The sequence below is a fragment of the Sediminicola arcticus genome (genome assembly GCF_040566695.1).
In the GTDB taxonomy this organism is placed as follows: domain Bacteria; phylum Bacteroidota; class Bacteroidia; order Flavobacteriales; family Flavobacteriaceae; genus Sediminicola; species Sediminicola arcticus.
In genome coordinates this window covers 80,623-106,351 of record NZ_JBEXAE010000008.1, presented here as the reverse complement: position 1 = coordinate 106,351, position 25,729 = coordinate 80,623, and the positions used below count along the sequence as shown (strand labels likewise).

Below are 25,729 nucleotides of genomic sequence, written 5' to 3'. Positions count from 1 at the left end.
ATTCAAACGGAACCTTGACGGTACCTTTGGCTTCTTTGGGCACAGATGACCAGAATCTTACTGGGGCTTCTTTAAATGCAAGTAATATCCTTCAAATAGATATCGAGAATGGATCTTCTACTACGGTAGACCTTTCAAGTCTTAATAATAGTGGAACAGATGATCAAACCGCAACAGAAGTAAATGTTGTAACTCCTATAGATGTAGACGGAGACGGTGCAACGGAAGGTACCGTTGAAGAAGCTATTCAAGATATAGCACCTATTGTTTCAAAAGCAGCCAGGATTTTTTACCCGCCTTCCATAGCGGTTGATGCTTCAACTAACGGAACATTTACCATTGATCTATATGCGCAGTATATAGCCCAATATGGTTCCCCAACAGTAGGAAGTGCTGGGGCACCGGCAGCGGTGCCTACCTATACCTCGGCTGAATTGTACTATTATGTGACCTATGCGGATCCAACAGTATTTAATACAGGGACAATGAGTATTGCTGCCGATGGCAAATTAACGTATACAATCATAGGGCAACCTTCAGATTATAACTCGTTGATTAATGTAGTATTCGTAGTAAAATAATAGAAATTAAGCCTCAACGAACCAAAAATAATTTGAAACTGACCAACCTATATCATCTGCTATTTATCACTTTGGTAATTACTCTAATGAGTATTACCAGAGCGGATGCACAGTTTTTGCTGCAAGCTCCGAACAGTAGTGATGAAAATAATTATAAGTGGTATGAAGCTTCGGATATTGCCACGGTATTGAGCACAGATTTCTTTTATGAGGTGACTTTGCCAGGAGTTTATTTCGCCACCTATGACGGTACCTTGTGTGGCCATAATGCCACTGGGTATTTTATTGTTACCAATTGCAATAGTCCAAACAATCAAGTTACGTTGGATATATCTGCCAATGTAGGAGCTAGTGCCACAGTAACTTGGTCTCCAGCAGTAAGCGGTGATCCATTGAGACCAATAGTCACTGCAGACCAAAATGTGGTAAGGTATACCGCTACTTTAATGAAAGCGGGCAACAGTATAGATCTACCCAATTTTACCGTAGTGTGCTTAGATCAATCTGCTGATCTTCAGGACGACTTTGTGACCGTAGATGAGGACAAATCGGTCGTAGTCCCAATTTATGATAACGATAATGATTTGCCTACTACTGGAAGTTTAACAACCTCAAACCCTTCCAATGGCATAGTAAATATCAATAATAATGGTACGCCAAATAATCCTACAGATGATATTGTGACCTACATACCAAACCCAGATTACAATGGGTCTGATTCTTTTACGTATACTATTTGTAATACGACGGGAGATTGCAGTACTGCCACAGTCAATATAAATGTATTGCCAATTGTAGACGCTTACGATGATATGGTTGCGATGAATCAGGATACCATTTTGGCTATTGCTATTTGGTCCAATAATGACAATGACATCCCAACTATTGGAACGTTAACGGCTACCAATCCTTCCAATGGAACAATAACCATTAACAACAATGGCAGCGCAACAGATCCATCAGATGATGTAGTGGTCTACACGCCTTTTCCTGGATTTGTTGGGACTGATACCTTTACTTACACCATTTGCGACAATGCTGGAAATTGTAGCACGGCAAATATCACAATAGTGGTGAATTCTACCTCCGTTGTTGATCTTGATAGTGATGATGATGGCATATTGGATGCTTTTGAAGATCTTAATTTAGATGCAGATGGTGACCCATCCACCAACCCAACAGATTTTGATGGGGACGGGATTCCCGATTATTTAGATATCGATAGTGATGATGATGGTATACCTGACAACGTTGAGGCACAATCAACATCTGGTTACATACCACCAAGCGGACAGGACAATAATGGCAACGGCTTGGATGACAACTATGAGCAGAATGGATTATTTGGACTCTTCCCTATAGATACAGATGGGGACAGTTTGCCAGACTATTTGGATGAAGACAGTGACAATGACAATATTCTAGACCTAGTAGAAGGACATGATTATAATTTTGATGGTATTGCCGATTTTGTTCTACTTGGTTCCGATAAGGACAATGATGGTCTTGATGATGGTTTTGAGGGTACCACAGTTATCGATATAGATGTAAATGACGAGTTTAACGATCCTTATTCAGATTTACCGAATACTGATGGAGATGAAGAATCAAACTATAGGGATGCGGATGATGATGATGATGGTATAGAAACTAGAGATGAAGATCTTAATGGGGATGGTGATTATACTAATGACGATGCAGATGGGGATGGTATTCCAGATTACCTAGATTCAGATTTAATTGAACTTAATACAGGAAATATAGAAGTATTTAATGTGGTTACCCCTAATGGTGATGGGATACACGATACTTTAAAAATTACAGGCTTGGAAAATTATCCGGAAAATACCCTGAAAATATTCAATAGATGGGGTGTACTGGTTTATAGCACCAATGCTTATGACACCGAAGGAAACTATTTTGATGGCACCTCTAATGGCAGGGTAACGGTAGATCAAGACAACCAACTTCCGGTAGGAACGTATTTCTATATATTAGATTATAAGGAGCAGTCTGGTAATACGAAATCTCTATCAGGATACATTTATATAAATAGATAATACACATGAAGACCTTACATCGATATATACCTACCTCTTTCGCATTAAGCTTCATACTTTTTGTATTTTCCTTTAGTTGTGCTACAACTGTTATTGCGCAACAAGATGCGCAATACACCCAATATATGTACAATACGGTAACGGTAAATCCAGGATATGCGGGCTCTAGGGGTCATATGAGTATTGCAGCTCTTTACAGGTCACAGTGGGTAGGTCTTGAAGGTGCTCCTACAACACAGAGTTTAAACGTTCATTCCCCAATAGGATATAGAGGGGTAGGTTTAGGGTTTTCTATTGTGAATGACGAAATAGGACCAACTTCGGAAACCAATTTTGATCTAGATTTTTCTTACACTATTTACACATCAACAGAAGGTCGGTTGTCTTTTGGTTTAAAGGCAAGTGCAAATCTCCTGGATGTTCGTTTTTCTCAATTGAATCAAGATTATTCCAATGGGCAGGACCCAACCTTACAACAGGATATTCAAAACAAACTATCGCCAAATGTTGGGGCTGGAGTCTATTACCACACAGAAAATTATTATTTGGGTCTATCCGTTCCCAGGTTTTTGGAAACTTCACATTTTGAAGAATCATCCCTTTCTACAGCAAAGGAACAAATGAATTTCTATTTGATTACCGGCTATGTGTTTGAATTGGATTCTTTTTGGAAATTTAAGCCCGCTTTATTGACCAAAGTGGTACAGGGAGCACCATTACAGGTGGATGTTTCCGCTAATGTCATGTACAACGATAAATTTATATTGGGAGCAGCCTATCGGTGGGACGCAGCCGTGAGTGGAATGATCGGTTTTAACCTAAAAAATAATATGCTCATTGGTTTGGCCTATGATAGGGAAACCACAGCATTGGGAAGCGCTATGTTCAACGATGGATCATTTGAGGTGATTTTGAGGTATGACTTTATAAAGGCGTTGGACAATCTAAAATCGCCAAGATTCTTTTGAAAAAAGCTTTGTTATCTAGTATTAAAACCGCTTTTTGTTAAAAAGTGGTTTTTTTATGCTGTAGTTAACTTTTAAAATTAGGTAAAGGTCTTATTTTTACCGTATGAAAGAAGAAAATGTAATATTAGTTAACGAATCCGATGAGCAGATCGGTACCATGCCCAAGATGGAAGCCCATGAAAAGGCCCTCCTCCATAGGGCATTCTCGGTATTTGTGATGAATGAAGAGGGGGAGACCATGCTCCAACAACGGGCTGCTCATAAATATCACTCTCCATTATTATGGACCAATACCTGTTGCAGTCATCAAAGGGTAGGTGAGACAAATATTTCGGCAGGTAAACGTAGACTTCAAGAGGAAATGGGATTTTCAACCGAATTGACCGAACTTTTTTCATTTATTTACAAAGCCCCGTTTGACAATGGACTTACAGAACATGAATTTGATCATGTGATGATCGGGAACTATAAAGCAGATCCTGCTATTAATCCCGAAGAGGTAGCAGATTGGAAATGGATGAAACCCGAAGAGGTGAAAAATGATATTTCCAAAAATCCAGATACCTATACGGCATGGTTCAAAATTATTTTTGAACGATTTTACAATCATCTAATCCAAACCCCTAAGTAACATGAAAGTCAAAGTAAGTAGAAAGGCACATTTTAATTCAGCACACAGATTGTACCGAAAGGATTGGAGCTTTGAAAAGAACGATGCTATTTTTGGGAAATGCAATAATCCCAATTTCCATGGGCATAATTATGAATTGATAGTTAGTGTTACTGGAGAAATAGACCCGGAAACTGGCTTTGTGATAGATGTTAAAATATTAAAAGATTTGATAAAAGCCGAGGTTGAGGATGCCTTTGATCATAAAAACCTGAATGTTGAAGTGCCCGATTTCAAGGAATTGAACCCAACTGCAGAAAATATTGCAGTGGTGATTTGGCAAAAATTGAGACCCCATATTGAGGCTTCCAGCGATTTAGAGGTGGTTCTTTATGAGACCCCAAGGAATTTTGTAACCTTTAACGGCTAAATCATGGCATTACAAATAGGGGATAGTATACCAGAATTTTCTTTGAAAGATCAGCATGGAAATTTGTTTTCTACTACTGCCATCACAGGAAGCAAAGCTATGGTCATTTTCTTTTATCCCAAGGACGATACACCGGGTTGTACCAAGGAAGCTTGTTCTTTTAGGGACAGCTACGAGGAGTTTAGGGATCTTGGTGCAGAAGTGATAGGCATTAGCTCAGATTCTGAGAAATCTCACCAAAAATTTGCTTCAAAATATAGATTGCCCTTTATTTTGTTGTCTGATGAGAACAAAAAGATTAGAAAAGCCTTTAAAGTAGATAATAATCTGTTTAATTTGTTGCCAGGGAGGGAAACTTATGTCATCGATAAAAAAGGGAAAGTAATCATGGTCTTTAATAGTATAAGTGCTTCAAAACATATGGAGAAAGCTCTGGAGGTCTTAAAATCAGGTGTAGCAGAATGAATATATATCCATTAAAATTTCACCCAATACTTAAAGAACGTTTATGGGGAGGCACCAAGTTAAAAGGGGTTTTGGGAAAATTCATTGATAGCGATATCACCGGGGAAAGCTGGGAACTATCCACAGTGAAGGGGGATGTATCCGTTGTTTCCAATGGGGAACTTGCCGGAACTTCCCTACAGGAACTTATAAACTCATATTCAGAAGAGCTTTTGGGAAAAGGTGTAACTAATCGATTTGGAAAGGAATTTCCTATCCTTATTAAATTTATAGATGCCAAGCAAGACCTTTCCATACAACTACATCCTAGCGATGAACTCGCAAAAAAGCGACATGATTCTTTTGGAAAAACTGAGATGTGGTATATCATGGATGCAGATAAAGACGCTAATTTAATAGTAGGTTTTAATAAAGAAGTCAACAAAGAAGAGTACTCCCAAAGTTTAGAAAATGACACTTTACTGGATTTGATGAACTACGAAACCGTTCAAGAGGGAGATACTTTTTTTATCAATACCGGAAAGATCCACGCCATTGGTGCTGGAGTACTATTGGCGGAGATTCAGCAAACATCGGATGTGACGTATAGAGTTTTCGATTTCAATAGAAAAGACAAAGATGGGAATTTCAGGGAACTTCATACAGAAATGGCATTGGATGCCATTGATTATGAAATGAAGGACGATTTTAAGGTAGCCTATCCCAAAGAAATGGATACTGTGAATACTATGGTTGATTGTCCTTATTTTAAGACTAACTTTCTTCAATTGACGGATGATATGGATCAAGATGTTACAGAAAGGGATTCATTTACCATCTATATGTGTGTGGGTGGAAAAGCCTCTATTTCCAATGAATATGGTAAGGCGAAAATCCAAAAAGGAGAAACAGTTTTGGTTCCTGCAGATTCAAAAAAGATCGGGATACAAACCTCTGGGGCTAAGTTGTTGGAGGTGACCATCTAAGAATCAGATAGAAATTGTCTAAAATAGCTCATTTTATAAGGTATTACGCTTATATTTAAGAGAATTTTAGAAGAATTAAAAAGAGAACTATAAAATATTTGATTACTATCAAAAAGTGTACTTTTGTAAAAAATTAAAAGTAGTACAAATGGCAAGTATAAGAGATTTAAAAAAGGACATCAATTATGTTTTAGGAGATATTATCGAAGCAGTTTATTTGTGGGAAGCATCTACCAACAATAGAAATTCAAAAGAAGGATCTACTGTGATAGAAAATGCGATTACAACATTCGATGAATTAATCGTAAAAGTAAATAAAAAAGATGTTGATGATAGAGCCAAGCATTTAAAGTCTGTTAAGACTGACTTGGAAGTTAAGGCAACTACCTTGGTAGAACAATTGAATAATTTGGGCTAATCTTAATTTAGCTTTAGCATATAAAAAAACATCCACCATTTGGTGGATGTTTTTTTTGTTACTCATTTTTCTTTATTTCTTCCAGATATTTTTTCAGTTCCTTTCCATATTTAGAATTTGCTACTTCTGGGCTAAACGAATTATTGATGGAATCCAAGTATTTGGTATTGGCATCCGATACTTCAGTTAAAGCGATATAAGGGGAAATATAAGAATTTCTATTATTTAAAGCGAAGTTAAGTGCATACAAATACCCTCTTAGAATATTTTTGTCACTTAGCTTTTTTACAGAGTCCAATGCAGTGGAATCCTTTAAGACTTGTGGATCGAATCTAAATTTGAGGTATTCTAAATTTCTAGTATTAAATTTTGACATTACGCCTCTATATTCCTCCAATTTTTTTTGGGTTTCAGAACCTTCAATTTTTGCTTTGGTATCAAAAGTGTCCCAAGAGGTATTGATAGTAATGTTTCCAGGTTCACCAAAAAAGGTGATTCGGTCATTAATGTCATTATTATCTTCTTTCTTTAGATATAGGTAAAATATCTCTGGACTTTCCATTTCAGTTTTGAATTCAAAATTACCATTGCCTTCAACGGTTAAGGAATCTATGGTGATTAAAGTGGAATCCTGTATCTTTTGCAAATATAGGGTCCCTTTTTTAAGTCCTTTTACATTTCCAGAAACGGTCATTGTCTGCTCTGTATCACCAGCACAGGAGATCATAAAAATGCCGATTACGGCCAAAAATAAAATATTCTTCATGTTGTTTGTTTAGTGCCGCAAATATGATGAAAGTTTATTAAAAATTAAATTTTTGAGGCAATTTCCATAAGGTAAGCACATAATAAAGCGCCTCCAGTGCCAACCACATATCCAAAGACGGCTAAAAGGACTCCTACTGAGGTCAATGATGGGTGAAATTCTGCCGCGACAACAGGTGCGGAGGCTGCGCCACCAACGTTTGCCTGACTGCCAACGGCCAAAAAGAAAAAGGGAGCCTTTATTAATTTTGCTACTAGTATTAATAGTCCTGCATGTATACCGATCCAAATAAATCCAATAGCTATTAATCCTGGATTATCTAGTACCATGGCCAAGTCCATTTTCATTCCAATGGTGGCTACTAAGATGTATATAAATACACTTCCTATTTTACTGGCACCGGCACCTTCGTACGTTCTAGCCTTGGTAAAAGATAGGAGGATGCCCAAAACTGTTGCTATGACCACCATCCAAAAGAAATTGGAACCCAAGAAGGACAAAAAGCTTTTCGTATCCCTTACAGATTCGAAGGAACTAGTTAAAAGTTCACTTAAGTAATCTCCAAAAAAGTGGGAAACACCAACAGCGGTAAACGCAAAACATAAAATGATCATATAGTCATTCAGCGTTGGTACCCGAGTAATTTTGTCCGTATAATTAGCTACTTTAACTTTTAAGGATTCTATGGCAGAGGTATCCGCTTTAAGCCATTTGTCTATTTTTTTAGTTTTACCAACTCCTAGTAGAATAATGGCCATCCAAACATTGGCAACCACAATATCAATAAGGACCATTCCTCCATATTTTTCGGGATTATATTGAAAAATCTCTAGCATAGCTGCTTGGTTGGCACCGCCACCTATCCAACTACCAGCAATGGTAGACAACCCTCTCCAAATCGCATCAAAATCGTTCCCTCCTACGGTTTCAGGGGAGAAGATGGAAACAATCAAGATAGCAATTGGACCTCCAATTATGATCCCTACAGAACCTGTCAAAAACATGATTAAAGCCTTGGAGCCAAGGTTCAGAATGGCCTTAAGATCAATGCTTAGGGTCATCAATACCAAGGCAGCGGGTAGTAAATACCGACTGGCCATAAAATATAGGTTCGATTTTTCGTCGGAAACAATACCCAAACTTGCTAAAATTGCGGGTAAGAGGTAACACATTAAAACTGCTGGAACTACGCTGTAATAGGAATTCCAAAATCCAGTTTTACGGGATGAGGTGTAAAATATAAAACCTAAACAAAGTGCTATAAGGCCAAAAACAACGGTATCGTTTGTTATTAGGGGATCATTCATGTAAATAGGAATTGGTTGCTTGCCAAATATAATTAAATTATAATATGCTGCTTAATGAAATAAGCGACCCCATCTTCTGTATTTTGCAGGGTTACACTTTTCGCTATCTGTTTTAACTCCTCCCTTGCGTTGCCTACGGCCACCCCGTAACCAACATGTTTTAACATCTCCATGTCATTGTAATTATCCCCAAATGCAATAACGTCCTCAAGAGTTTCCCCTGCTGTTAGTAAGATTTGTATCGCAGAAAGTTTGGATATGGATTTTGGAGACAGTTCAATCAGGGTTTCATTTGATCTATAAATATGAAGCTCTTGGCCCAATTGTTTTTCGAGTTGTACAAATGCCATGTCCGTAGCTGTTTTGTTACCCATGAGCATTATTTTGTGTGCGCCAATATGGCGATTTTTCCAATCAGTGATAGATACCGTGGTATCTCTGAAAATAGGGGTAGATTGTGTATGGTATATCTCTTTTCTAACGCGTTCTGTATTGTCTTCCACATACCATTCATCTTTGTGGTATAAACCTAATTTGATACCAAGGGATTCGGATAAATCATAGATTTGATCCAGATGGTCAATGGTCATGACTGTGGAGGCCAGTTCTTTTTTGCCGTCCAAGATCAAGGCTCCATTATAACAAATGATAGGTTGGTCTTCAATTCCTAAATTCCGCTGGAGGTAGGTCATTGATTGGGGCATTCTAGCGGATACCAAAATAATCTTAATCGCGTTTTTGATACGTTGTATTTCGCTGATGGTAAAATCCGAAACATTGTTTTTGTTGGATAGCAGGGTGCCATCCAAATCGGAACATAAAATCTTGAACTTCATGTTAAATATTTAGCCAGTAGGACAATTTAAGATTAATGGATCTATTCTTTGGCTCAAAACTATTTACAAAATAATTATCGTTGTACACAATGAACAAATCTGAAAGTGGTGCAAAACGCCACTGTAATCTGGAATTTAATCCTAAGTTGTCAATTTGATTACTGTACTGGACTAAGGTCGACCAAAAAATAGACTTGCTGAACGTGATCTCCACTTTTGGACTAATAAGCCAAAGGTCGGCACTGGAATAAGGTTCTGGTAGAGTAATATTGTTATAATCAATTAGAAGGGATAAAAAGACCTTTGGTTGAAATCTAAGGCTTAACTCACTGTTTATGGAAAGTTTTTCGCCATTGAAGAATTTTCCGTAAGATGGTTGAATCCTATAAGAGAAAACTTTTCTTCTATCGGAATTGAACTCCATTTCAAAATTTGAGTAATAATAACCTAGATCGGAAGGTAATAGGATACCTCCATCGGTATTGGAAGGGTCAAAACCATCAATTAAATAAGTATAATTGTTCACCATGCGGGCTTCCAATTTAGACAGATTTTTAAACTCTGCTCCCCAAGAACTTCTTATTTCATAATCGGTATTCTTATAATCTAGCCCGGGAACCCAGGTAAAGACTGGGAAAAAATTAAAAGAATGACTATTGATCTTTCCAGATTTGGGCCAGAAAATACGTTCAAAACCTGTTACTGCCTTAATAATATCTGTTCTTCTCACAAAACCAAGGTCAGATCTAAAGTCCTCTCCAATATAAATACCATCCATGGTAACATTGAAAAAGCGGCTCTTATAATTTAAGTTCAGACCAGAGGAGAAATCTTTACCCTTTCCATTGGGTTCGAAAGATTTGTGGGTATATGCCTTACCGGTCCAAATGTTATCAGCTGAAGCTAGGTTGTAATCAATTCCCACCACCCTGTTATAGCGTTCATCTTCTTCCAAGAAATCATAATCCTTGAACGATTGTCGGTTTACGAAAAACATTCCAATGTTAGATCTGGAGAACATTTTCTTTTGGAGCACCAACATGGTATTATTGTTAGAGGCTATTTCATTGGCTAAATCCTCGTCCGTTTGAATGTTCAAGAACCCTAGTCGCCAGTCATTACTTATCTTTCCACTTAATCGCACCCCTCCCAAAATATTATTTTGTATAGAGTTGTTTGCGGTATCCTTAGCTATTCCTATACGCCTAGAAAAGAATGGGTTCGCGTCCCTTCTGCCACCAAAATTGCCAAAAAGATCACTATTGTCTATAAAAAATTGTCTTTTTTCCGGTAGGCCAATTTCAAAACGGGTTAGATTGGTAACAACGTCATCTACTTCAACATTTGAGAAATCAGGGTTTAAGGTAATATCCAAGTTCATACCATTACCTATGGCCAATTTAGCATCCCCTCCAAATTTAAAATCAGATAGACTTTCATCATTTTCAAAATTCTTTTGGGCTATGGTATTGATATATGGAATTAAAGCTACAAGGGATTTTGATTTCTTCAAAGGTAGTTCAAATACCATATCCTCCATAAATGCCAAACTATAGATCAATTGGTTTTGGGGAATTTTAGCATAAGTACTGGTCTCGTTGGTTTGCATATCGAACCGATACGTATTGAAGCGCCATTTGGTTTCTCCTTCATTATATTTGAATGAAGTAAGCGGTATTTCCATTTCTGCAATATAATACCCATCATAAATTTTGGATTCTCCTTTCCATTTGATGTCCCAAGAAGTATTAAAGCCGCTATTATCCGATCCTCCTCCAGAAATAAGAGCTTCCCTTTGCACTCCTAGCGGGTTTGTGCCGAATAAAAAAGCGTTGGTACCGTCATTAAAAGTGTCGAACATCAGACTTATATTGTCATTGCCACCCGCCCTAAAGTCGCGCTTAAGAGAAGGGATGATAAAATTACTACCTTCTGTATATGCCTTAATACTAACGTATAAGTTGGTATCGTCATATAGCATTCTAATTTCAGTCTGTTGTATGGCTGGTATGGAGTCCGAGGGGAAATATTGTTGCATTTGCCCTAATGTTTCTGCCTGGTCCCAAGCGGGATAATCCAAAACTCCGTCTATTGTAATTTTGTCTGTAGTGTACTTTACATTGAATGATTTTTTTTCATTTTGGCTGTAGGTGCTGGTCGTAAAAAGTACGATTACAAGGAAAAAAAGTATTCTAAACATTGAATATTTATTTTTTGGCGCTTAAAAGTAGGGGAATAAAATGTTAAGTAAATCCCAAAACTTAATATTGGATCATTCCTTTTCTTTTTTAGGAGCTCTTTTTGCCTCTTTCAAACTATTCATTAGCATCCATTCTATTTGTCCGTTTACACTACGAAATTCATCGGCAGACCATTTTTCAATGGCCTTTAGCATGTCTTCATTTAGGCGCAGGGCGAATGCTTTTTTCTTGCTCATGTTCAAGGATTAATAAATAATGTTATAAGGTCGACAAGTTTGCTCGATAACGGAAAATTTTCCTGAAAATAGGAATTCTGATTTTCTGTCTTGGAGTATACGTCTTTTAGGACGTGGTTCATGTGCGGTACGAGCTCTGTTTTTGCATTTGGTTGAGCCATTTTTAATTTTTGAAAATCTTTTTGAGTTACCTGAAGGTCCTCTTCTCCGTTTACCAATAAAATGGGAATGGCAACTTTTTTAATTTCCGCTATGGGGTCCAAGAACATCCATGATTTGAGAAATTGCTGATTCTGTGGTGCAAATATCTGTATTAGAAAGGGATGAACACTAGCTACGGTATCCGTAGCCATTAATTCTTCAAAGTGTTCCTTAGCCAATTTTGCTAAATCAGGATTCTGTGAATTTAGTTGTTCTATAATTGTTTTATCAATAGATTGCCCTGGGCCTGCGATGGATATATAGCCACTGATCTCAGGAGTAATACTCATCATGCCAATTAGGGATCCCTGACTATGTCCAATTAAAAATAGTGAGCTAAACCTGGTATCTTTTTTAAACTGGGCAATAGCAATTTTGGCATCGTCCACAAAATCCAAAAGGGTAATAGTGCCTAGTTTGTTTAGGTTGGACAAGGTGGCCGTTCTTTTATCATATCTGTAGAAGGCAATCCCCCTTTTGTTTAGACTGTCGGCAAGGGTCTTTATGTAATTTGCCTTAATACCTACGCTTGCTTGGTTGCCATTTCTGTCAATATTGCCGGAACCATGTATAAAGATAACTAGGGGTTGTTTGGTTTGGGTCTCAGAAAAGGAAAGGGTACCGGGTAATTCAATTTCCCTATTCTTTAGAGGTAACTCCTCTTGTATTATTTTTTGAGAAAAGAGTACAAAAGGCAATACTACAATAATTAAAAAAAGGTTTTTCATAGTATTTAGGTTTACCTGAATTTATCCCTTTCCAAATATGCCTTTACCAATGTAGAATGAGTCATGCCACAAACACTGATTACCTTCCAGCCTTCTTTGGCTAGGGAGTTTAGTTCATCTTCAAATTCTTGATCAGAGTTTCCAAAGACCTTTCCTTTCTGTTTTACAATTTTATATTCTTTCATTTTTCTTATATTTAGTAATGACAACCATCGCTTCGGATTCCTTCTGTGTTCCGATCAATATTTTCTTTCCGGATTTTAAAACAAGCTGTATGCCCTCATTTCCAGAAACGTTAAATGCCTTTCCATTTTTAAAGGTTAACCTATATCCCCAGCCCCCATATTCCATAATTGGACTATAGGTTCTGACATAGCATTCTTTTATATCTCCCCATGTGATGGTTTTATTTTTAAAATGGAATGGAATAAAACGATAATGCACTCCTCTTTCATCGATCTCCGTTTTTAATTGAATAAGGAATAACAGCAAAATGGTAAGTACAAGAACAAATATGACCACCAACTGACCAATACTATCGTCTGGGGGAACATTGCCCACTGCATCTTTGGCTATAAACCATTGATATAAAGAAAACAATAGGAATGCCAACAGGCCCAATGATATGAGTCGCATATACCATTGATTAAACCGTTGTGTCTCTTGAAAAACCCGCATTATTAATGATTTAAAGTGCCAGCGTTCACGATGGGAGAGACGTCTTTATCTGAACACAGTACTACCATTAGATTACTCACCATGGCCGCTTTTCGTTCATCATCCAAATCCACCACCTGTTTTTTACTCAACTGGTCCAAGGCCATTTCCACCATACTTACGGCACCTTCCACAATTTTGTGTCTGGCAGCCACAATGGCTGTGGCCTGTTGTCTTTTAAGCATCGCATTGGCTATTTCTTGTGCGTAAGCTAAATACCCAATTCTGGCTTCCAACACCTCTATCCCGGCCATGGAAAGCCTTTCCTGTACTTCTTTTTCGAGAGCTTCACTCACTTCATTGACACTGGAGCGGAGAGTGATGTCTTCAATATGGCCTTCATCGGCAAAATTGTCATAAGGATACATGCTTGCCAGCTTTCGCACTGCAGCATCCGTTTGGACGCGAACAAAATTTTTGTAATCGTCCACATCAAAAGCGGCCTTGTAGGTGTCAGTGACCCGCCAGACCAAAATAGTACTGATCATGATGGGGTTTCCCAACTTGTCGTTGACCTTAAGCCGTTCACTATCAAAATTACTTGCTCTTAAGGAGATTGATGTTTTCGTGTAAAATGGAAGGACCCAGAACAGACCATTTTTCTTAATGGTTCCAATATATTTTCCAAAAAGCAGCAAAACCCTGGAGTTATTCGGGTTGACCAATACAAAACCGGGTAACATAAATAGGGCAAGGATAATGCCTATGCCAAATATGAGCGATTCATTAGTGATCAATAGGATGGTACTTCCTATAGTTACAATAAAAAACAGCAATAGCATGATGTAGCCATTGAACGGAACTAGATTTTTTTCGTTTGTCATACCAGTAAATTTAAAATGATATTATTATGATATCATAAAGATATAACAAAAAAATTTATATTGAAATAAAATAGTGTGTAACAGTGTGTTATTTTGAATTGCTGTTATTCTTAAACTTTTTTGTTTTTGTTTTATTCGGGTTTTTGAACAACCGTTTAAAAAATCCATCTCTTTTTATAGGTTCACAATCTAATTGATCCAATACTGCTTTGCTAGGGTTGTCAAATCGGGCTTTGGTGATGAAATTAAATTCTTTCTCTTTATTTAATTTTTGCAACCACAAAGCAAAAATCGGAAGTGCCGCATTGGCTCCCTGTCCTAAACTGGTGCTTTTAAAGCCTATTTCATAGGTGTCCAATCCTACCCAGGTTATACTAACAAGCTTAGGGGTTATACCAACAAACCAGGCATCTTTATTGTTTTGGGTTGTACCGGTTTTACCCGCAATGGCATTGGGTAGGTTGTATTTTGTTCTTATTCTGGAAGCAGTTCCTTTATCAACGGTTGCTTTCATCATTTCCAATAGCAGCATGCCGGTTTCTTTTGAGAAGGCAGGTTCCTTTGTGATCTCAGGCTGAAAGTTTACTAGAATAGAGTCTTTAGCATTGACAATACGGGTAATGGTAAATGGTTTTACCGCCTTTCCTTTATTTACATAACTGGCATAGGCTCCAATGAGTTCATTTATTTTTATTTCTGCTGTACCCAATGCAAGGGAAGGAAGGTTGGGCAAAGTACTCGTTATTCCCATTTTCTTAGCTTGTGCTATTACATTGGGGATGCCCGTTTCTTCCAATACCTTAACGGCTACCGTATTTATAGAATTGCTCAGCGCTTGTTCCATAGAATAGTTGAGATAGGTCTCATCTGTCTTTCCTGAATTACTGGGAGACCAGCCTTCCAGGTTATCATAGGATACTTCCTGGGCAGAAAAATACGTACAAGGGTCAATACCTTTTTCTATGGCGGCGGTATAGACGATAGGTTTAAAAGTAGAGCCTACTTGTCTTTTGCTTTGGGAAATATGGTCGTACTTAAAATATTTGAAATTAACCCCGCCAATCCATGTCTTAACCGCTCCTGTAGTAGGATCTATAGATAAGGATCCAGTATTAAGGAATTTCATATAATGTTGTATACTATCCATACTACTGGCCTGAACGTTTTTCTCTCCTGCCCAGTCCATCAACGTCATAGGGTGTTTTTTTTGTAGACTATCCAAAATTTGATCTTTACTGAGGCCATTACCTTCTAACTTTTTATAAGCCAATGAATTTTGAATTTTTTTCTGGATTAGTTCAGTGTCTTTTAGCCATGGAGCATTGGAACCATAACTCTTTTCAAAACTTTGTTGCAAAGCTCTCATATGTTCGGTCATGGCCTCTTCTGCCAAGACTTGCATTCTATAATCCAAAGTGGTGTAAATTTTAAGTCCAGAGGTATAGATATTGTACTCTTTGTCATTGGCGTTTTGTTCTTTTACCCATTGCAATAGCTGTTTCCTGACTTCCTCTCTAAAATAGGGTGCTATACCATCATTATAGTCAAATTCCCTATAATTCAATTGGGCGGGAAGTTGGGTAAGGGAATCTTTTTGTTTAGAGCTGAGATAGGAGTTGTTGGCCATGGCCTGTAAAACAAGGTTACGTCTGTTTAGGCTATTCTCAGGGAATACCCTCGGATTGTAGCCATAAGTAGCTTTGAGCATACCCACAAGGGTGGCAGCTTCTTCCACCTTCAATTCTTTTGTTTTTTTGTTGAAAAATTTCAGAGAGGCACTTTCAATTCCAAAGGTATTGTCTCCAAAAGAAACAGTATTTAGATAAAGGGTGATTAATTCCTCCTTAGTGTATAGATCTTCCAATCTGGAGGCAACCATCATTTCCTTTACTTTATCAATAGCCAAACGTACTTTGCCGTTAGGTATCCGCGGATACAGATTTTTAGCCAGTTGTTGGGTCAGGGTACTTCCTCCTCCGGCCGATTGGTCTTGTAGTAAAATAGTCTTGAAGACAACCCTAAACAAACTGGGATAGTCAATACCGTGATGCCCGTAGAAGCGTTCGTCTTCAATAGCCACCAAAGCATCTATTAGATGTTGGGGCAGGGCATCGTAAATAATAGGTTGCCGATCAAATAAATAGTATTTTCCTATTAGAATACTGTCGGCAGAATACACCTCCGAAGCTCTTTGGTAATTAAATTCAGAAAGGTCTTTTTTTGAGGGAACTTTTCCCCACACGCCTGAATAGATAGATAAATAGAATAACACAAAAACCGTGGCCAGTCCCAACGTAATTCGAATCGTATTTTTAAGTACCTTATTTTTTATATGATTGGAAATCAATATTTTAAATATTTGATATTGCAAGATGGCGCAAAAAACGCAAAATCCTTAGACTATTAACAATACCTTAATGTATGATTCTCTATTTTTGCACAAAGGTATAGCGTCGCCCAACTCAAGTGTGCTACTAACACATATATTCTTAATTCTATAGCAATACAAAGCATGAAAAAAATCATTTTTTTGGTATTCTTGGTAGTTCAATTCTCTTTTGGCAATGAAATTTTTTGGGGAAAAACAGGTCATAGAACAGTGGGGGAAGTTGCTTCACAACACCTTACAGGGAAGGCAAAAAGAGCCATCAAAGAGATCTTAAAAGGAGAAAGTTTAGCATTAGTATCCAATTATGCGGATGATATTAAATCTGATCGAAGCTATTCTAAATATGGGCCATGGCATTATGTAAATTATCCTATGGATAAAAAATATATTGAAGTGGTTCCAAGTACCTATGGAGATTTGGTCAAGGGCATTGAAATATGCATAACCATAGTAAAGGATGAGAACAGCTCAGATGAAGATAGGGCCTTTTACCTAAAAATGTTGGTACATTTTATTGGGGATCTACACCAGCCCTTACATGCCGGACGGGAAGAAGATAAAGGAGGTAACGATATACAACTACAGTGGTTTGGTAAAGGGACTAATTTACATAGGGTATGGGATAGCAATTTAATTGATGAATTTGGCATGAGCTACACAGAAATTGCAGATAACCTACCTTCACTTTCTAAAGAAGAACGCAATGCTATCCAAGAGGGAGATGTTTACGATTGGGTTGAAGAATCCCAAGATTTAGCTAAGGAAGTTTATGGCTCTGTTGAGGTAGGGGACAAGTTAGGGTATGAGTACAGTTATAAATACACCAATACCGTTCGTAAGCAATTACAAAAGGGAGGACTTCGTTTAGCAAAAGTGTTGAACGATCTCTTTTAAAATGTGTTCTTTATTAGTTTAAAGATACCTGCCAAATCCAACAAAAGAAGGCGCTAAAGAGGTTCCTTAGGTTAGTACTCTATACGTCAGATTAATGCGTTCGGATATAGGTTTGGCCGTTTTAGGGATTTGATGCAACCAATGATGCTGTGTGGTTCCTTTCATCAATAGGAGACTGCCATGCTCCAATAACAACTTGTATTTTAATTCTTTCTGAGTTCTATGTTTTAAATGGAAATACCGTTCCTGTCCAAGAGTTATGGAGGCTATTACCGGATTTTCACCTAATTCCTTTTCATTATCGGCATGCCAGCCGTTACTATCCTTACCATCCCTATATAGATTCAAAAGACAGGTAGTGAAACTGTTTTTTGAAACTACTTCTATCTTTTCCTTAATATCTAATAATTCTTTCGTGAAATTATGGGGTTGCATGGTAATGTTGGAATAGGAGTATGGCTTTCCATTAGTGCTATAGAGGGCAGTAAGTCTAGGTTGAGCATAAATTTTACCAAATACCTTTATATCGTCTTGTTGCCATGGAATGGTGTTCTTAAATTCTTCAAAATAGGAATCCGCCTTTATAAGATCTAAAAAGTTGGGGTAATAGGTGACATCCGCATCAGGAAGCACTAATTGATGGAAATCTGAAAATAAATTGTGCATTATTGCAATACAGCTTTTAATTGGTTACGATATTCAGAAGGATTTTGACCTGTGAAGGCTTTAAATAGTTTGTTAAAATGGGAAAAATTATTGAAGCCACTCTCAAAACAGACTTCGGTGATACTTATGGGTTGCTCTGCCAATAATTTAGAGGCATGCACTAAGCGATACTCGTTTACAAATTGGGTGAAGGTTTTGTTAGTAACCTTTTTAAAATACCTACAAAAAGACGGTACTGTCATACTTGCCAAATCTGCTACTTCTTCCAAGGTAATCTCCTCTTTAAAATTTATTTTCACATGATTAAAGATAATATTGATTCTGTCATTGTCTTTTACTTCGGTTTCCATGGAAAAGCCTGCCGCATTCAAAACTTTAAATTCTTGGGAATTTCCCAATTCGTTCAATATGTTTAAAATGGAAAGCAACCGCTGAAAATCAGACTGATATTCTAAAATTTCCATCTTTTCCCCAATCTTCCGTTTGGTATTCCCGTTGAAGGCAACCCCTCCTTTAGCAATTTCAAAAAGTTTTTGAATTTTTTTCATCTCAGGAATTCCAAAAAAATCGGTTCCTAAAAAATCAATTTTCATTTGAACTACTGTTTCACTGGTATTTCCTGTTAGTTTATCCGTAAAACCGCAGTGTGGAAGATTGGAGCCAATTAATATAAGGTCTCCATTGGTATAATAAGATACATGACTTCCTATTTGGCGTTTTCCGCTACCCCCATTTACATAAACCAATTCTATTTCTGGGTGATAGTGCCATATATGGTTTTTGTTGGAACGATTAGCATCAAATTTTTGATAGGTAAACGAATGTCCAAAATCCGGTTCAATAGATTCGAATGCAGGTTTCTGTTTCATAGGACTAATTTACTTTCATTGTAAATTTAGACAAGGTCTCAATTTCAATTATCGACAAAATTACCTAAAATATGTTCTGTATTAACACTACCTATGTTATTGATGTGTTAAGCTGGTAAAATAGCACATAAATAGGAAAAATGAGGTGTAGTGGGGGGAGGTGTATCGCTGTAAGTTTGCAGTGTAAATGATTTAGTAATCTTAAATCTAAAAAATTATGAAAAAAGCATTAAAAATCACAGCAGTATTGACCTTAATGATAACTTCAGTAGTTGTTTCGGCCAAAGAAGTTAAATTTGATTCAACTCAAGTGAACGAGGTTAAACCTTTAGTACTTAATTTGACATCTAATGAAATCATTAAACCAACATTCCGTACAAAAGGAAAAATGGTTTACATGAACCACTTGAACCTAGATGGTAAAAAAGTAGAGGTAATGGTTCAAGATGCTTCTGGGAATGTAATCTATGAAACTACGTTTAACCAGACTATAATTGTAGAAAAAGCATTCAATTTTGAAAAGGCCGATGAAGGTCGTTACAGAGTTATTCTTAAAGAAGGAAATAAGACGTATTTTGAAAATATCCTAATAAAATAGTTTAGTTTAGTTTAGTTAATTTTATTCGGAAAAATAGGGGCTAGCTCGCCCCTTTTTTTATTGGATGAGATCTAACCCTTAATTTTGACTGGTAATAGTTCCAAAGGAACGTATCCTGTTTCTATGACTTGGTTATTGAATTATTCAGTTGAAGCCTTTTTACACTTCCTTTTCTCCCATGGCTCGTAGTTTAACTATTTTAAGTGCCTAATTTCATAAGAAAGTTTGTGGCCTGTATTTGCCATAAAACACCCGATTTCTACTAATTATTATATGGTCTGTTGCTTTGTCCGTCCCTTGACATGGAATCCTCTAATAGCTAGTTAAGGAAAATATAATGTACCTACCGTTACTTTCTTAAGTAACTTTTAGCGCGTATCATTTTAAGCCACAGCATCGTCTTACCACGCTTATAGTTTGTTTTAACAAACCGTTTAAGCAAAGACCATGGAGATAATGCGATGATTTTTTTGCTATTTACTTACTTTTTAATTCTTTTATAGAATTACATGGAGCGTTGTACCCTACATAAAATTGATTTTTGTTAAAGGTAGTGGTCTCAAAGATTGGGCATCATTATAAGTACTTTTCTAAACTTTCTCTTTTTTTAAGGGGCAAAGCCTTATTTTTCATAGCAAGATGTAATAGTTCCTTAGATTTTGTCTTGGCGAACAAAAGGATGTAAAATTGTTGGACTGTAAGACTATTTTCAGATTGTTCTTCCAAAATCATGCTATCCCCTTGCGAAACTAAACCTTCCTCTAAAATTCGCACATAAGTGCCAGGATAAGATCTGTCAATAAACTGTTTTAGAATATTCTGGGTCTGAAATCGTACTCCTAGTTTATAACAAGGTTCCCTAGGTTGGGATATTTGTACCAAAGCACTTCCAATCCTATAGATATCACCAATTCGTATTTGGGCTTCATCCAATCCTTCTATGCTTAGGTTTTCACCAAACATACCCCAATCCCAATCAAGGTTGGAATACAATTCTTTCCAGTATGTGTATTCCTCTGCAGAAAAAAGATAGCAGGCCTTATCCAATCCGCCATGGTACTTTCTATCCACAACAGTATCCTTTTCAACATCTGTTTTGCTAAGAAAAATAGGTGCTGTGGTAGGCGTTTTGAAGATGCCTGTTTTTTCTTCCTTCCCGTGCCAATTAATAGTGGTGCCCTTACTGATATTGGTTGCTATTACTTTCATTAAAAAACTATTATGATCCGTATTACTAGGTAGGAAAATTTAGGCATTGCTGATTTTTTTAATCACCCTAAAGATATTAAAACTGTAAATACCATAAAGCCCAAAACATCAGCACAAATTGCAATGGGATACGAAATACTAGGACCCATACAGGTATGCCCGCAGCTGCCTTTTTACCTGTAAGCATGTAGAAATGTACTAGTAAGAATACAGCAAGCATTGCTATAATACCTAAGATAGAGAGGTCTTTTGTTTCTTCAAAACAAAGTCCTATTGCAAGTGCAATTTCCACCAGTCCACTCAAGAACACTAGTAATTTGTGTTGTGGGAGATATCGCGGCATTATTCTTAAATATGCCTTTGGTTTTACAAAATGCATAATGCCCGCAAAAAAATACATTACGGACATTACATATAGATGCCATGGATAAATCATGGCATGAATATAATAATAAAAAAGGGACTACTTTTCAAAGCAGTCCCTTTTTTCCTAAAGATTAATACTCTTATTACTTAATGATCTCGTAGCTCCTCTTAATGAAGTTTGTTAATTCTTCACCTTTGAGTAGTCCTTTGGATAACCTCGCTAAATCTAGGGATTGATTGATTAATCGCTCCTTCTTTTTAGCCGTTTTGGTATTTAGAATCTCATTTACAAGATCAGAATTGGTGTTTACGATCAGATTGTACATTTCTGGCATGTTGCCCATGCCGAACATTCCGCCACCACCAGTCTGCTGCATTTCTTTCATCCTCCTTAAAAACTCAGGTTCTGTAATGATGAAAGGGACCGCATCGCTATCCATAGCTTCTAATTGAACGGTATAACTTTTATTTTGGATAACCTCATCTAATACAGTCTTTAATTGCTCTTTTTCCTCTTCGGATAATTTAGAAATTTGGGTATCCTCCTTTTTAATTAGGTTGTCCAAATGATCGGCATCTACTCTTGCAAAAGATATGTTTTCTTTAGAAGTCTCCAATTTTTGAATCAAGTGAGGCACAATAGGTGAATCTAACAGCAAAACTTCAAAACCTCTGGCCTTGGCTGTTTCTATATAACTGTGTTGAGCCTCTTTGTTGGATGCGTAAAGGATTACTAATTTGTCGTCCTTATCAGTATGGTTATCCTTTATTTTTTTTTGTAGTTCTTCGAAAGTATAGAAATTACCATCTACTGTTGGGTAGAGTGCAAACTTATCTGCTTTTTCAAAGAATTTATCCTCGGAAAGCATACCGTATTCTATCACGATCTTAATATCGTTCCATTTGGCTTCAAAATCTTCTCTATTGTTTTTGAACAAAGAGCTAAGCTTATCTGCTACTTTTCTAGTGATGTAAGAAGCTATTTTTTTGACAGCACCATCTGCCTGTAAATAGGAACGGGAAACATTTAATGGAATGTCCGGAGAATCGATCACTCCTCTAAGCATGGTGAGGAATTCAGGTACAATACCTTCAACATTATCCGTAACAAACACCTGATTTTGATATAATTGAATACGATCTTTTTGAACATTGAGATCGTTTTTCAATTTAGGGAAGTAGAGAATACCTGTAAGGTTAAAGGGATAGTCTACATTCAAATGAATATGGAAAAGGGGCTCTTCAAACTGCATAGGATAGAGTTCCCTATAAAATCCTTTGTAATCTTCCTCCTTTAAATCGGCAGGCATTTTAGTCCAAGCCGGATTTGGATTGTTAATGATATTGTCTACCTCTATGGTAGGCGCTTTGTCTTCTTTTTTGGCGCCTTCTGGTTTAGGAAGAGTTTCTGTTCTTGTTCCAAATTTAATTGGAACGGGCATAAACTTATTGTATTTGCCCAATAGCTCAGATATCCTATTTTTTTCCAAGAATTCTGTAGAGTCTTCAGCAATATGAAGGATAATCTCAGTTCCACGATCTGTTTTATCACTTGGTTCCATGATAAAGTTAGGAGAGCCATCACAGGTCCAATGGGCCGCTGGCTCATCTTTATAACTCTTGGTGATGATCTCCACTTTTTCTGCCACCATAAAGGCGGAGTAAAAACCTAGACCAAAATGACCTATAATTCCAGAATCCTTTGCAGAGTCTTTATACTTATCCAAAAACTCTTCTGCACCTGAAAACGCAACTTCATTGATGTATTTTTGAACTTCCTCCTCTGTCATTCCCAATCCTTGATCTGTGATATGGATTTTTTTACCTTCCTTATCAATTTTGATCTCAATCATTGGGTTACCGTATTCCACGGTTGTTTCTCCAATAGTAGTCAGGTGCTTTAACTTTAAAGTTGCATCTGTCGCATTAGACACCAATTCCCGTAAAAATATTTCATGATCGCTGTATAAGAATTTCTTAATCAACGGAAATATGTTTTCAACGGACACATTAATCTTACCTGTAGCCATATTTTGAAATAGTTTTTAATTTTATAATTAATACTATGTCAAAAAAAATACCATACTTTGCTTTAGTGACAAACTGACATATTGCCACGGAAACACATAGCTTCCTAAAAACATTAACATATTATTTTGTTTAATTATTTGCCCATATAACTAAACAATACTTATATTTGTTATGTTGCAGGAAAGAAATGCTATGAAAAAGAATTATTTCTGTGACAAGTTTGTTTATTTATTGGTTAGGTTGTTTAAAAAGCGTGTTTTTAAAAACACGCTTTTTTTGTGTGCTTTAATCATTTCATAAATGTTTAACACATTTATGTTTAGATAATTGTATTTTTACATCAACAAAATAAGATTGTTATGCCAGCTAAAGCAAATACTAAAAAAGTAACGGAAGATGCCATTATAGGTGCTTATATGGATTACGTATTAGAGCATGAAGAAGTCCCTAAGTCAATCTATAAATTTTGTAAAGCCAATAAGATAAAGGAGGAAGAATTTTATAATTTTTTTGGATCGGTAGATGGCTTGCAAAAGGCTATTTGGAACACTTTTTATACCAATACCGAAGCATTGATCAATAAAAATGAAGCGTATAATTCTTTTTCAAATAAGGATAAGATGCTTACCTTCTTTTTTACATTTTTTGAATTAGTGACCCTCAATAGAAGTTATGTGTTGTTTTCATTGAATGAAAACCAGAATATGCTCAAGAATATGGAACAACTTAAGGGGCTCCGTCAGAATATAAAATCGTTCGCAACTGATTTGATAGAAGAGGGTAATGCAAACAAATCTTCTAAACTAACCCAACATCCTCCTAAATTATTTTCTGAGGGTGCATGGTTGCAGTTTATGTTTCTTTTAAAATTTTGGATGAATGATTCTTCACCGGCATTTGAAAAAACAGATTTAGCCATTGAAAAATCAGTTACCACAATTTTCGATCTTTTTGATAATACGCCATTAGAAAGCATCTTGGATTTTGGAAAATTCTTGTACAAAGAGAACTTTTCTTAGTTAACCTCTGAATACTATATTGTGCTTCTAAACCCTTAGGCCTCAAAAGGTCGAAAAATCGCATTGCATGAAAACATTAGATAGAATTCCCACTGGGAAAATAGAAAGAGCTGGCAAATTAGTTACAACCGGCGTCAAAGTTGGGGGAAACTACATGAAATATTACGGTAAGAAATTGGTAGACCCTACAATGACCAAGGATGAGCTTAATGAAGATAATGCAGGTGATATTTATGATGGTTTAAAGAGCTTAAAGGGTAGTGCATTAAAGGTTGCCCAAATGTTAAGCATGGAGAAAAGCCTTTTGCCGAGCGCTTATGTAGAGAAATTCTCTTTATCACAATTTTCTGTTCCCCCATTATCAGCTCCACTAGTACGAAAAACGTTTAAAAAATACCTTGGGAAATACCCTGAAGAAATTTTTGACGAATTTGAAAAGGATTCCATTAACGCTGCTAGCATTGGTCAGGTACATAGGGCTGAAAAGGACGGTAAGAAATTAGCAGTCAAAATTCAATATCCAGGGGTTGCTGAAAGTATTAGCAGTGATTTGGCACTGGTGAAGCCGGTAGCTATTAGAATGTTCAACTTAAAAGGAAAAGATTCTGATAAATTCTTCAAGGAAGTAGAAAACAAGTTGATAGAAGAGACCAATTACATATTGGAATTAAAACATAGTAAAGAAATTACGGAGGCCTGTAGCGAAATACCAAATATGGAGTTTCCTAAATATTATGAAGAACTGTCTAGTGAGCGTATCCTTACAATGGACTGGATGAACGGGAAACACCTTAGTGAATTTGCAAAAACTGATTTCGACGAACGTTTAGGGAACAAGCTAGGACAAGCGCTATGGGATTTTTATATGTTTCAAATTCATGGCTTAAAAAAGGTACACGCAGATCCACATCCTGGTAATTTTTTGGTCAGTGAAAAGGAAACTTTGATAGCCATAGATTTTGGATGTATCAAAGAATTACCTGACGAATTTTATATACCTTATTTTGAGCTTGCCAAAAAAGAAAATATAGAGAATGATGCTATATTTATGGAGAAGCTCTATGAATTGGAAATATTATCGGAGGCCGATTCTCCGGAGGAGTTGAAATTTTTCAAGGCTCTATTCAAGGAACTGCTTACCATTTTTACAACTCCATTTAACGAGGATAATTTTGATTTTGGTGCAGATGAATTTTGGAGTAAAATCGCTAATTTAAGTGAGCGTTATTCAAAGGATCCCCAGATAAGGAAAATGAATGGCAACCGCGGTTCCAAACATTTCTTATATTTAAATAGGACCTTTTTCGGTTTGTACAATTTACTTCATGATCTCAAGGCCAAGGTAGTGGTCAATGATTTTAGACAATACATTTAA

27 protein-coding genes are annotated in these 25,729 nt (G+C 36.7%); 12 read left to right on the top strand and 15 right to left on the bottom strand.

Annotated elements, in window-relative coordinates; translation table 11 throughout:
- The 8 genes from ABXZ36_RS14480 to ABXZ36_RS14445 form a co-directional block, all read left to right on the top strand.
- Positions 1–581 (top strand): hypothetical protein (locus ABXZ36_RS14480; RefSeq protein WP_354616396.1); only part of this gene is annotated, 581 nt, incomplete at its 5' end.
- 86 nt (positions 582–667) lie between these two features.
- Positions 668–2,641 carry a T9SS type B sorting domain-containing protein gene (locus tag ABXZ36_RS14475; protein ID WP_354616395.1) on the top strand — a complete coding sequence of 658 codons (1,974 nt, stop codon included), beginning with the start codon at positions 668–670 and terminating at the stop codon, positions 2,639–2,641.
- A gap of 5 nt (positions 2,642–2,646) precedes the next feature.
- A complete protein-coding gene (locus tag ABXZ36_RS14470) occupies positions 2,647–3,609 on the top strand; it encodes a PorP/SprF family type IX secretion system membrane protein (protein WP_354616394.1) in 963 nt (320 codons plus the stop codon).
- 103 nt (positions 3,610–3,712) lie between these two features.
- Positions 3,713–4,240 (top strand): isopentenyl-diphosphate Delta-isomerase, encoded by a 528-nt coding sequence (gene idi, locus ABXZ36_RS14465; protein ID WP_354616393.1) that lies wholly within the window; start codon positions 3,713–3,715, stop codon positions 4,238–4,240.
- Position 4,241: 1 nt separating this feature from the next.
- Complete coding sequence (locus ABXZ36_RS14460) at positions 4,242–4,649, top strand: 6-pyruvoyl trahydropterin synthase family protein (RefSeq protein ID WP_354616392.1); 408 nt, start codon at positions 4,242–4,244, stop codon at positions 4,647–4,649.
- Between the two features lie 3 nt (positions 4,650–4,652).
- Positions 4,653–5,114, top strand: a complete 462-nt coding sequence (locus tag ABXZ36_RS14455; RefSeq protein WP_354616391.1) for a peroxiredoxin — start codon at positions 4,653–4,655, stop codon at positions 5,112–5,114.
- 2 nt (positions 5,115–5,116) lie between these two features.
- Positions 5,117–6,079, top strand: a complete 963-nt coding sequence (locus tag ABXZ36_RS14450) for a type I phosphomannose isomerase catalytic subunit (RefSeq protein ID WP_354616400.1) — start codon at positions 5,117–5,119, stop codon at positions 6,077–6,079.
- A gap of 148 nt (positions 6,080–6,227) precedes the next feature.
- Complete coding sequence (locus tag ABXZ36_RS14445) at positions 6,228–6,497, top strand: hypothetical protein (RefSeq protein ID WP_354616390.1); 270 nt, start codon at positions 6,228–6,230, stop codon at positions 6,495–6,497.
- Between the two features lie 58 nt (positions 6,498–6,555).
- Here ABXZ36_RS14445 and ABXZ36_RS14440 read toward each other — a convergent pair whose 3' ends face one another.
- The 10 genes from ABXZ36_RS14440 to ABXZ36_RS14395 all read right to left on the bottom strand — a co-directional run bounded on the left by ABXZ36_RS14440 (position 6,556) and on the right by ABXZ36_RS14395 (position 16,660).
- Positions 6,556–7,263 carry a DUF4369 domain-containing protein gene (locus ABXZ36_RS14440; RefSeq protein WP_354616389.1) on the bottom strand — a complete coding sequence of 236 codons (708 nt, stop codon included), beginning with the start codon at positions 7,261–7,263 and terminating at the stop codon, positions 6,556–6,558.
- 44 nt (positions 7,264–7,307) lie between these two features.
- Entirely contained in the window at positions 7,308–8,570 is a 1,263-nt protein-coding gene (locus ABXZ36_RS14435; RefSeq protein ID WP_354616388.1) for a DUF819 family protein, read from the bottom strand.
- Positions 8,571–8,602: 32 nt separating this feature from the next.
- Positions 8,603–9,406 (bottom strand): Cof-type HAD-IIB family hydrolase, encoded by an 804-nt coding sequence (locus tag ABXZ36_RS14430; protein WP_354616387.1) that lies wholly within the window; start codon positions 9,404–9,406, stop codon positions 8,603–8,605.
- A gap of 1 nt (position 9,407) precedes the next feature.
- Positions 9,408–11,606 carry a DUF5916 domain-containing protein gene (locus ABXZ36_RS14425; protein ID WP_354616386.1) on the bottom strand — a complete coding sequence of 733 codons (2,199 nt, stop codon included), beginning with the start codon at positions 11,604–11,606 and terminating at the stop codon, positions 9,408–9,410.
- A 72-nt stretch (positions 11,607–11,678) separates the two neighbouring features.
- Positions 11,679–11,843, bottom strand: coding sequence for a type II toxin-antitoxin system antitoxin (locus tag ABXZ36_RS14420; protein WP_354616385.1), 165 nt, complete (start codon positions 11,841–11,843; stop codon positions 11,679–11,681).
- A 2-nt stretch (positions 11,844–11,845) separates the two neighbouring features.
- Complete coding sequence (locus ABXZ36_RS14415; protein WP_354616384.1) at positions 11,846–12,772, bottom strand: alpha/beta hydrolase; 927 nt, start codon at positions 12,770–12,772, stop codon at positions 11,846–11,848.
- A gap of 11 nt (positions 12,773–12,783) precedes the next feature.
- Positions 12,784–12,957 (bottom strand): DUF4177 domain-containing protein, encoded by a 174-nt coding sequence (locus ABXZ36_RS14410; protein WP_354616383.1) that lies wholly within the window; start codon positions 12,955–12,957, stop codon positions 12,784–12,786.
- Complete coding sequence (locus tag ABXZ36_RS14405; RefSeq protein ID WP_354616382.1) at positions 12,944–13,450, bottom strand: DUF6141 family protein; 507 nt, start codon at positions 13,448–13,450, stop codon at positions 12,944–12,946. The genes ABXZ36_RS14410 and ABXZ36_RS14405 overlap by 14 nt, the downstream gene beginning before the upstream one ends.
- Before the next feature lie 2 nt (positions 13,451–13,452).
- Positions 13,453–14,313: an SPFH domain-containing protein gene (locus tag ABXZ36_RS14400; protein WP_354616381.1), complete on the bottom strand. Its 861-nt coding sequence runs from the start codon at positions 14,311–14,313 to the stop codon at positions 13,453–13,455.
- An 88-nt stretch (positions 14,314–14,401) separates the two neighbouring features.
- Positions 14,402–16,660 carry a transglycosylase domain-containing protein gene (locus tag ABXZ36_RS14395; RefSeq protein WP_354616380.1) on the bottom strand — a complete coding sequence of 753 codons (2,259 nt, stop codon included), beginning with the start codon at positions 16,658–16,660 and terminating at the stop codon, positions 14,402–14,404.
- Between the two features lie 165 nt (positions 16,661–16,825).
- Between ABXZ36_RS14395 and ABXZ36_RS14390 the strand changes: the two genes are divergently transcribed.
- Positions 16,826–17,596 (top strand): S1/P1 nuclease, encoded by a 771-nt coding sequence (locus ABXZ36_RS14390; protein ID WP_354616379.1) that lies wholly within the window; start codon positions 16,826–16,828, stop codon positions 17,594–17,596.
- Positions 17,597–17,662: 66 nt separating this feature from the next.
- Here ABXZ36_RS14390 and ABXZ36_RS14385 read toward each other — a convergent pair whose 3' ends face one another.
- Both ABXZ36_RS14385 and ABXZ36_RS14380 read right to left on the bottom strand, forming a co-directional pair.
- Positions 17,663–18,262 carry an alpha-ketoglutarate-dependent dioxygenase AlkB family protein gene (locus ABXZ36_RS14385; protein WP_354616378.1) on the bottom strand — a complete coding sequence of 200 codons (600 nt, stop codon included), beginning with the start codon at positions 18,260–18,262 and terminating at the stop codon, positions 17,663–17,665.
- Positions 18,262–19,131: an AraC family transcriptional regulator gene (locus ABXZ36_RS14380; RefSeq protein WP_354616377.1), complete on the bottom strand. Its 870-nt coding sequence runs from the start codon at positions 19,129–19,131 to the stop codon at positions 18,262–18,264. Before ABXZ36_RS14380 ends, ABXZ36_RS14385 begins: the two co-directional genes overlap by 1 nt.
- A gap of 217 nt (positions 19,132–19,348) precedes the next feature.
- On the opposite strand from ABXZ36_RS14380, the gene ABXZ36_RS14375 reads away from it, so the two are divergent.
- Positions 19,349–19,729 (top strand): T9SS type A sorting domain-containing protein, encoded by a 381-nt coding sequence (locus ABXZ36_RS14375; protein ID WP_354616376.1) that lies wholly within the window; start codon positions 19,349–19,351, stop codon positions 19,727–19,729.
- 576 nt (positions 19,730–20,305) lie between these two features.
- Here the strand turns inward: ABXZ36_RS14375 and ABXZ36_RS14370 are convergent.
- From ABXZ36_RS14370 to htpG, 3 genes are all read right to left on the bottom strand, one after another.
- The gene (locus ABXZ36_RS14370) at positions 20,306–20,938 is read right to left on the bottom strand and encodes an MOSC domain-containing protein (protein ID WP_354616375.1); all 633 of its coding nucleotides are present in this window, start codon (positions 20,936–20,938) and stop codon (positions 20,306–20,308) included.
- Positions 20,939–21,014: 76 nt separating this feature from the next.
- Positions 21,015–21,374: a DoxX family protein gene (locus ABXZ36_RS14365; protein ID WP_354616374.1), complete on the bottom strand. Its 360-nt coding sequence runs from the start codon at positions 21,372–21,374 to the stop codon at positions 21,015–21,017.
- 73 nt (positions 21,375–21,447) lie between these two features.
- Positions 21,448–23,334: a molecular chaperone HtpG gene (htpG, locus tag ABXZ36_RS14360; RefSeq protein ID WP_354616373.1), complete on the bottom strand. Its 1,887-nt coding sequence runs from the start codon at positions 23,332–23,334 to the stop codon at positions 21,448–21,450.
- A gap of 360 nt (positions 23,335–23,694) precedes the next feature.
- Between htpG and ABXZ36_RS14355 the strand changes: the two genes are divergently transcribed.
- Both ABXZ36_RS14355 and ABXZ36_RS14350 read left to right on the top strand, forming a co-directional pair.
- The gene (locus ABXZ36_RS14355; protein WP_354616372.1) at positions 23,695–24,354 is read left to right on the top strand and encodes a TetR family transcriptional regulator C-terminal domain-containing protein; all 660 of its coding nucleotides are present in this window, start codon (positions 23,695–23,697) and stop codon (positions 24,352–24,354) included.
- 67 nt (positions 24,355–24,421) lie between these two features.
- A complete protein-coding gene (locus ABXZ36_RS14350; RefSeq protein WP_354616371.1) occupies positions 24,422–25,729 on the top strand; it encodes an ABC1 kinase family protein in 1,308 nt (435 codons plus the stop codon).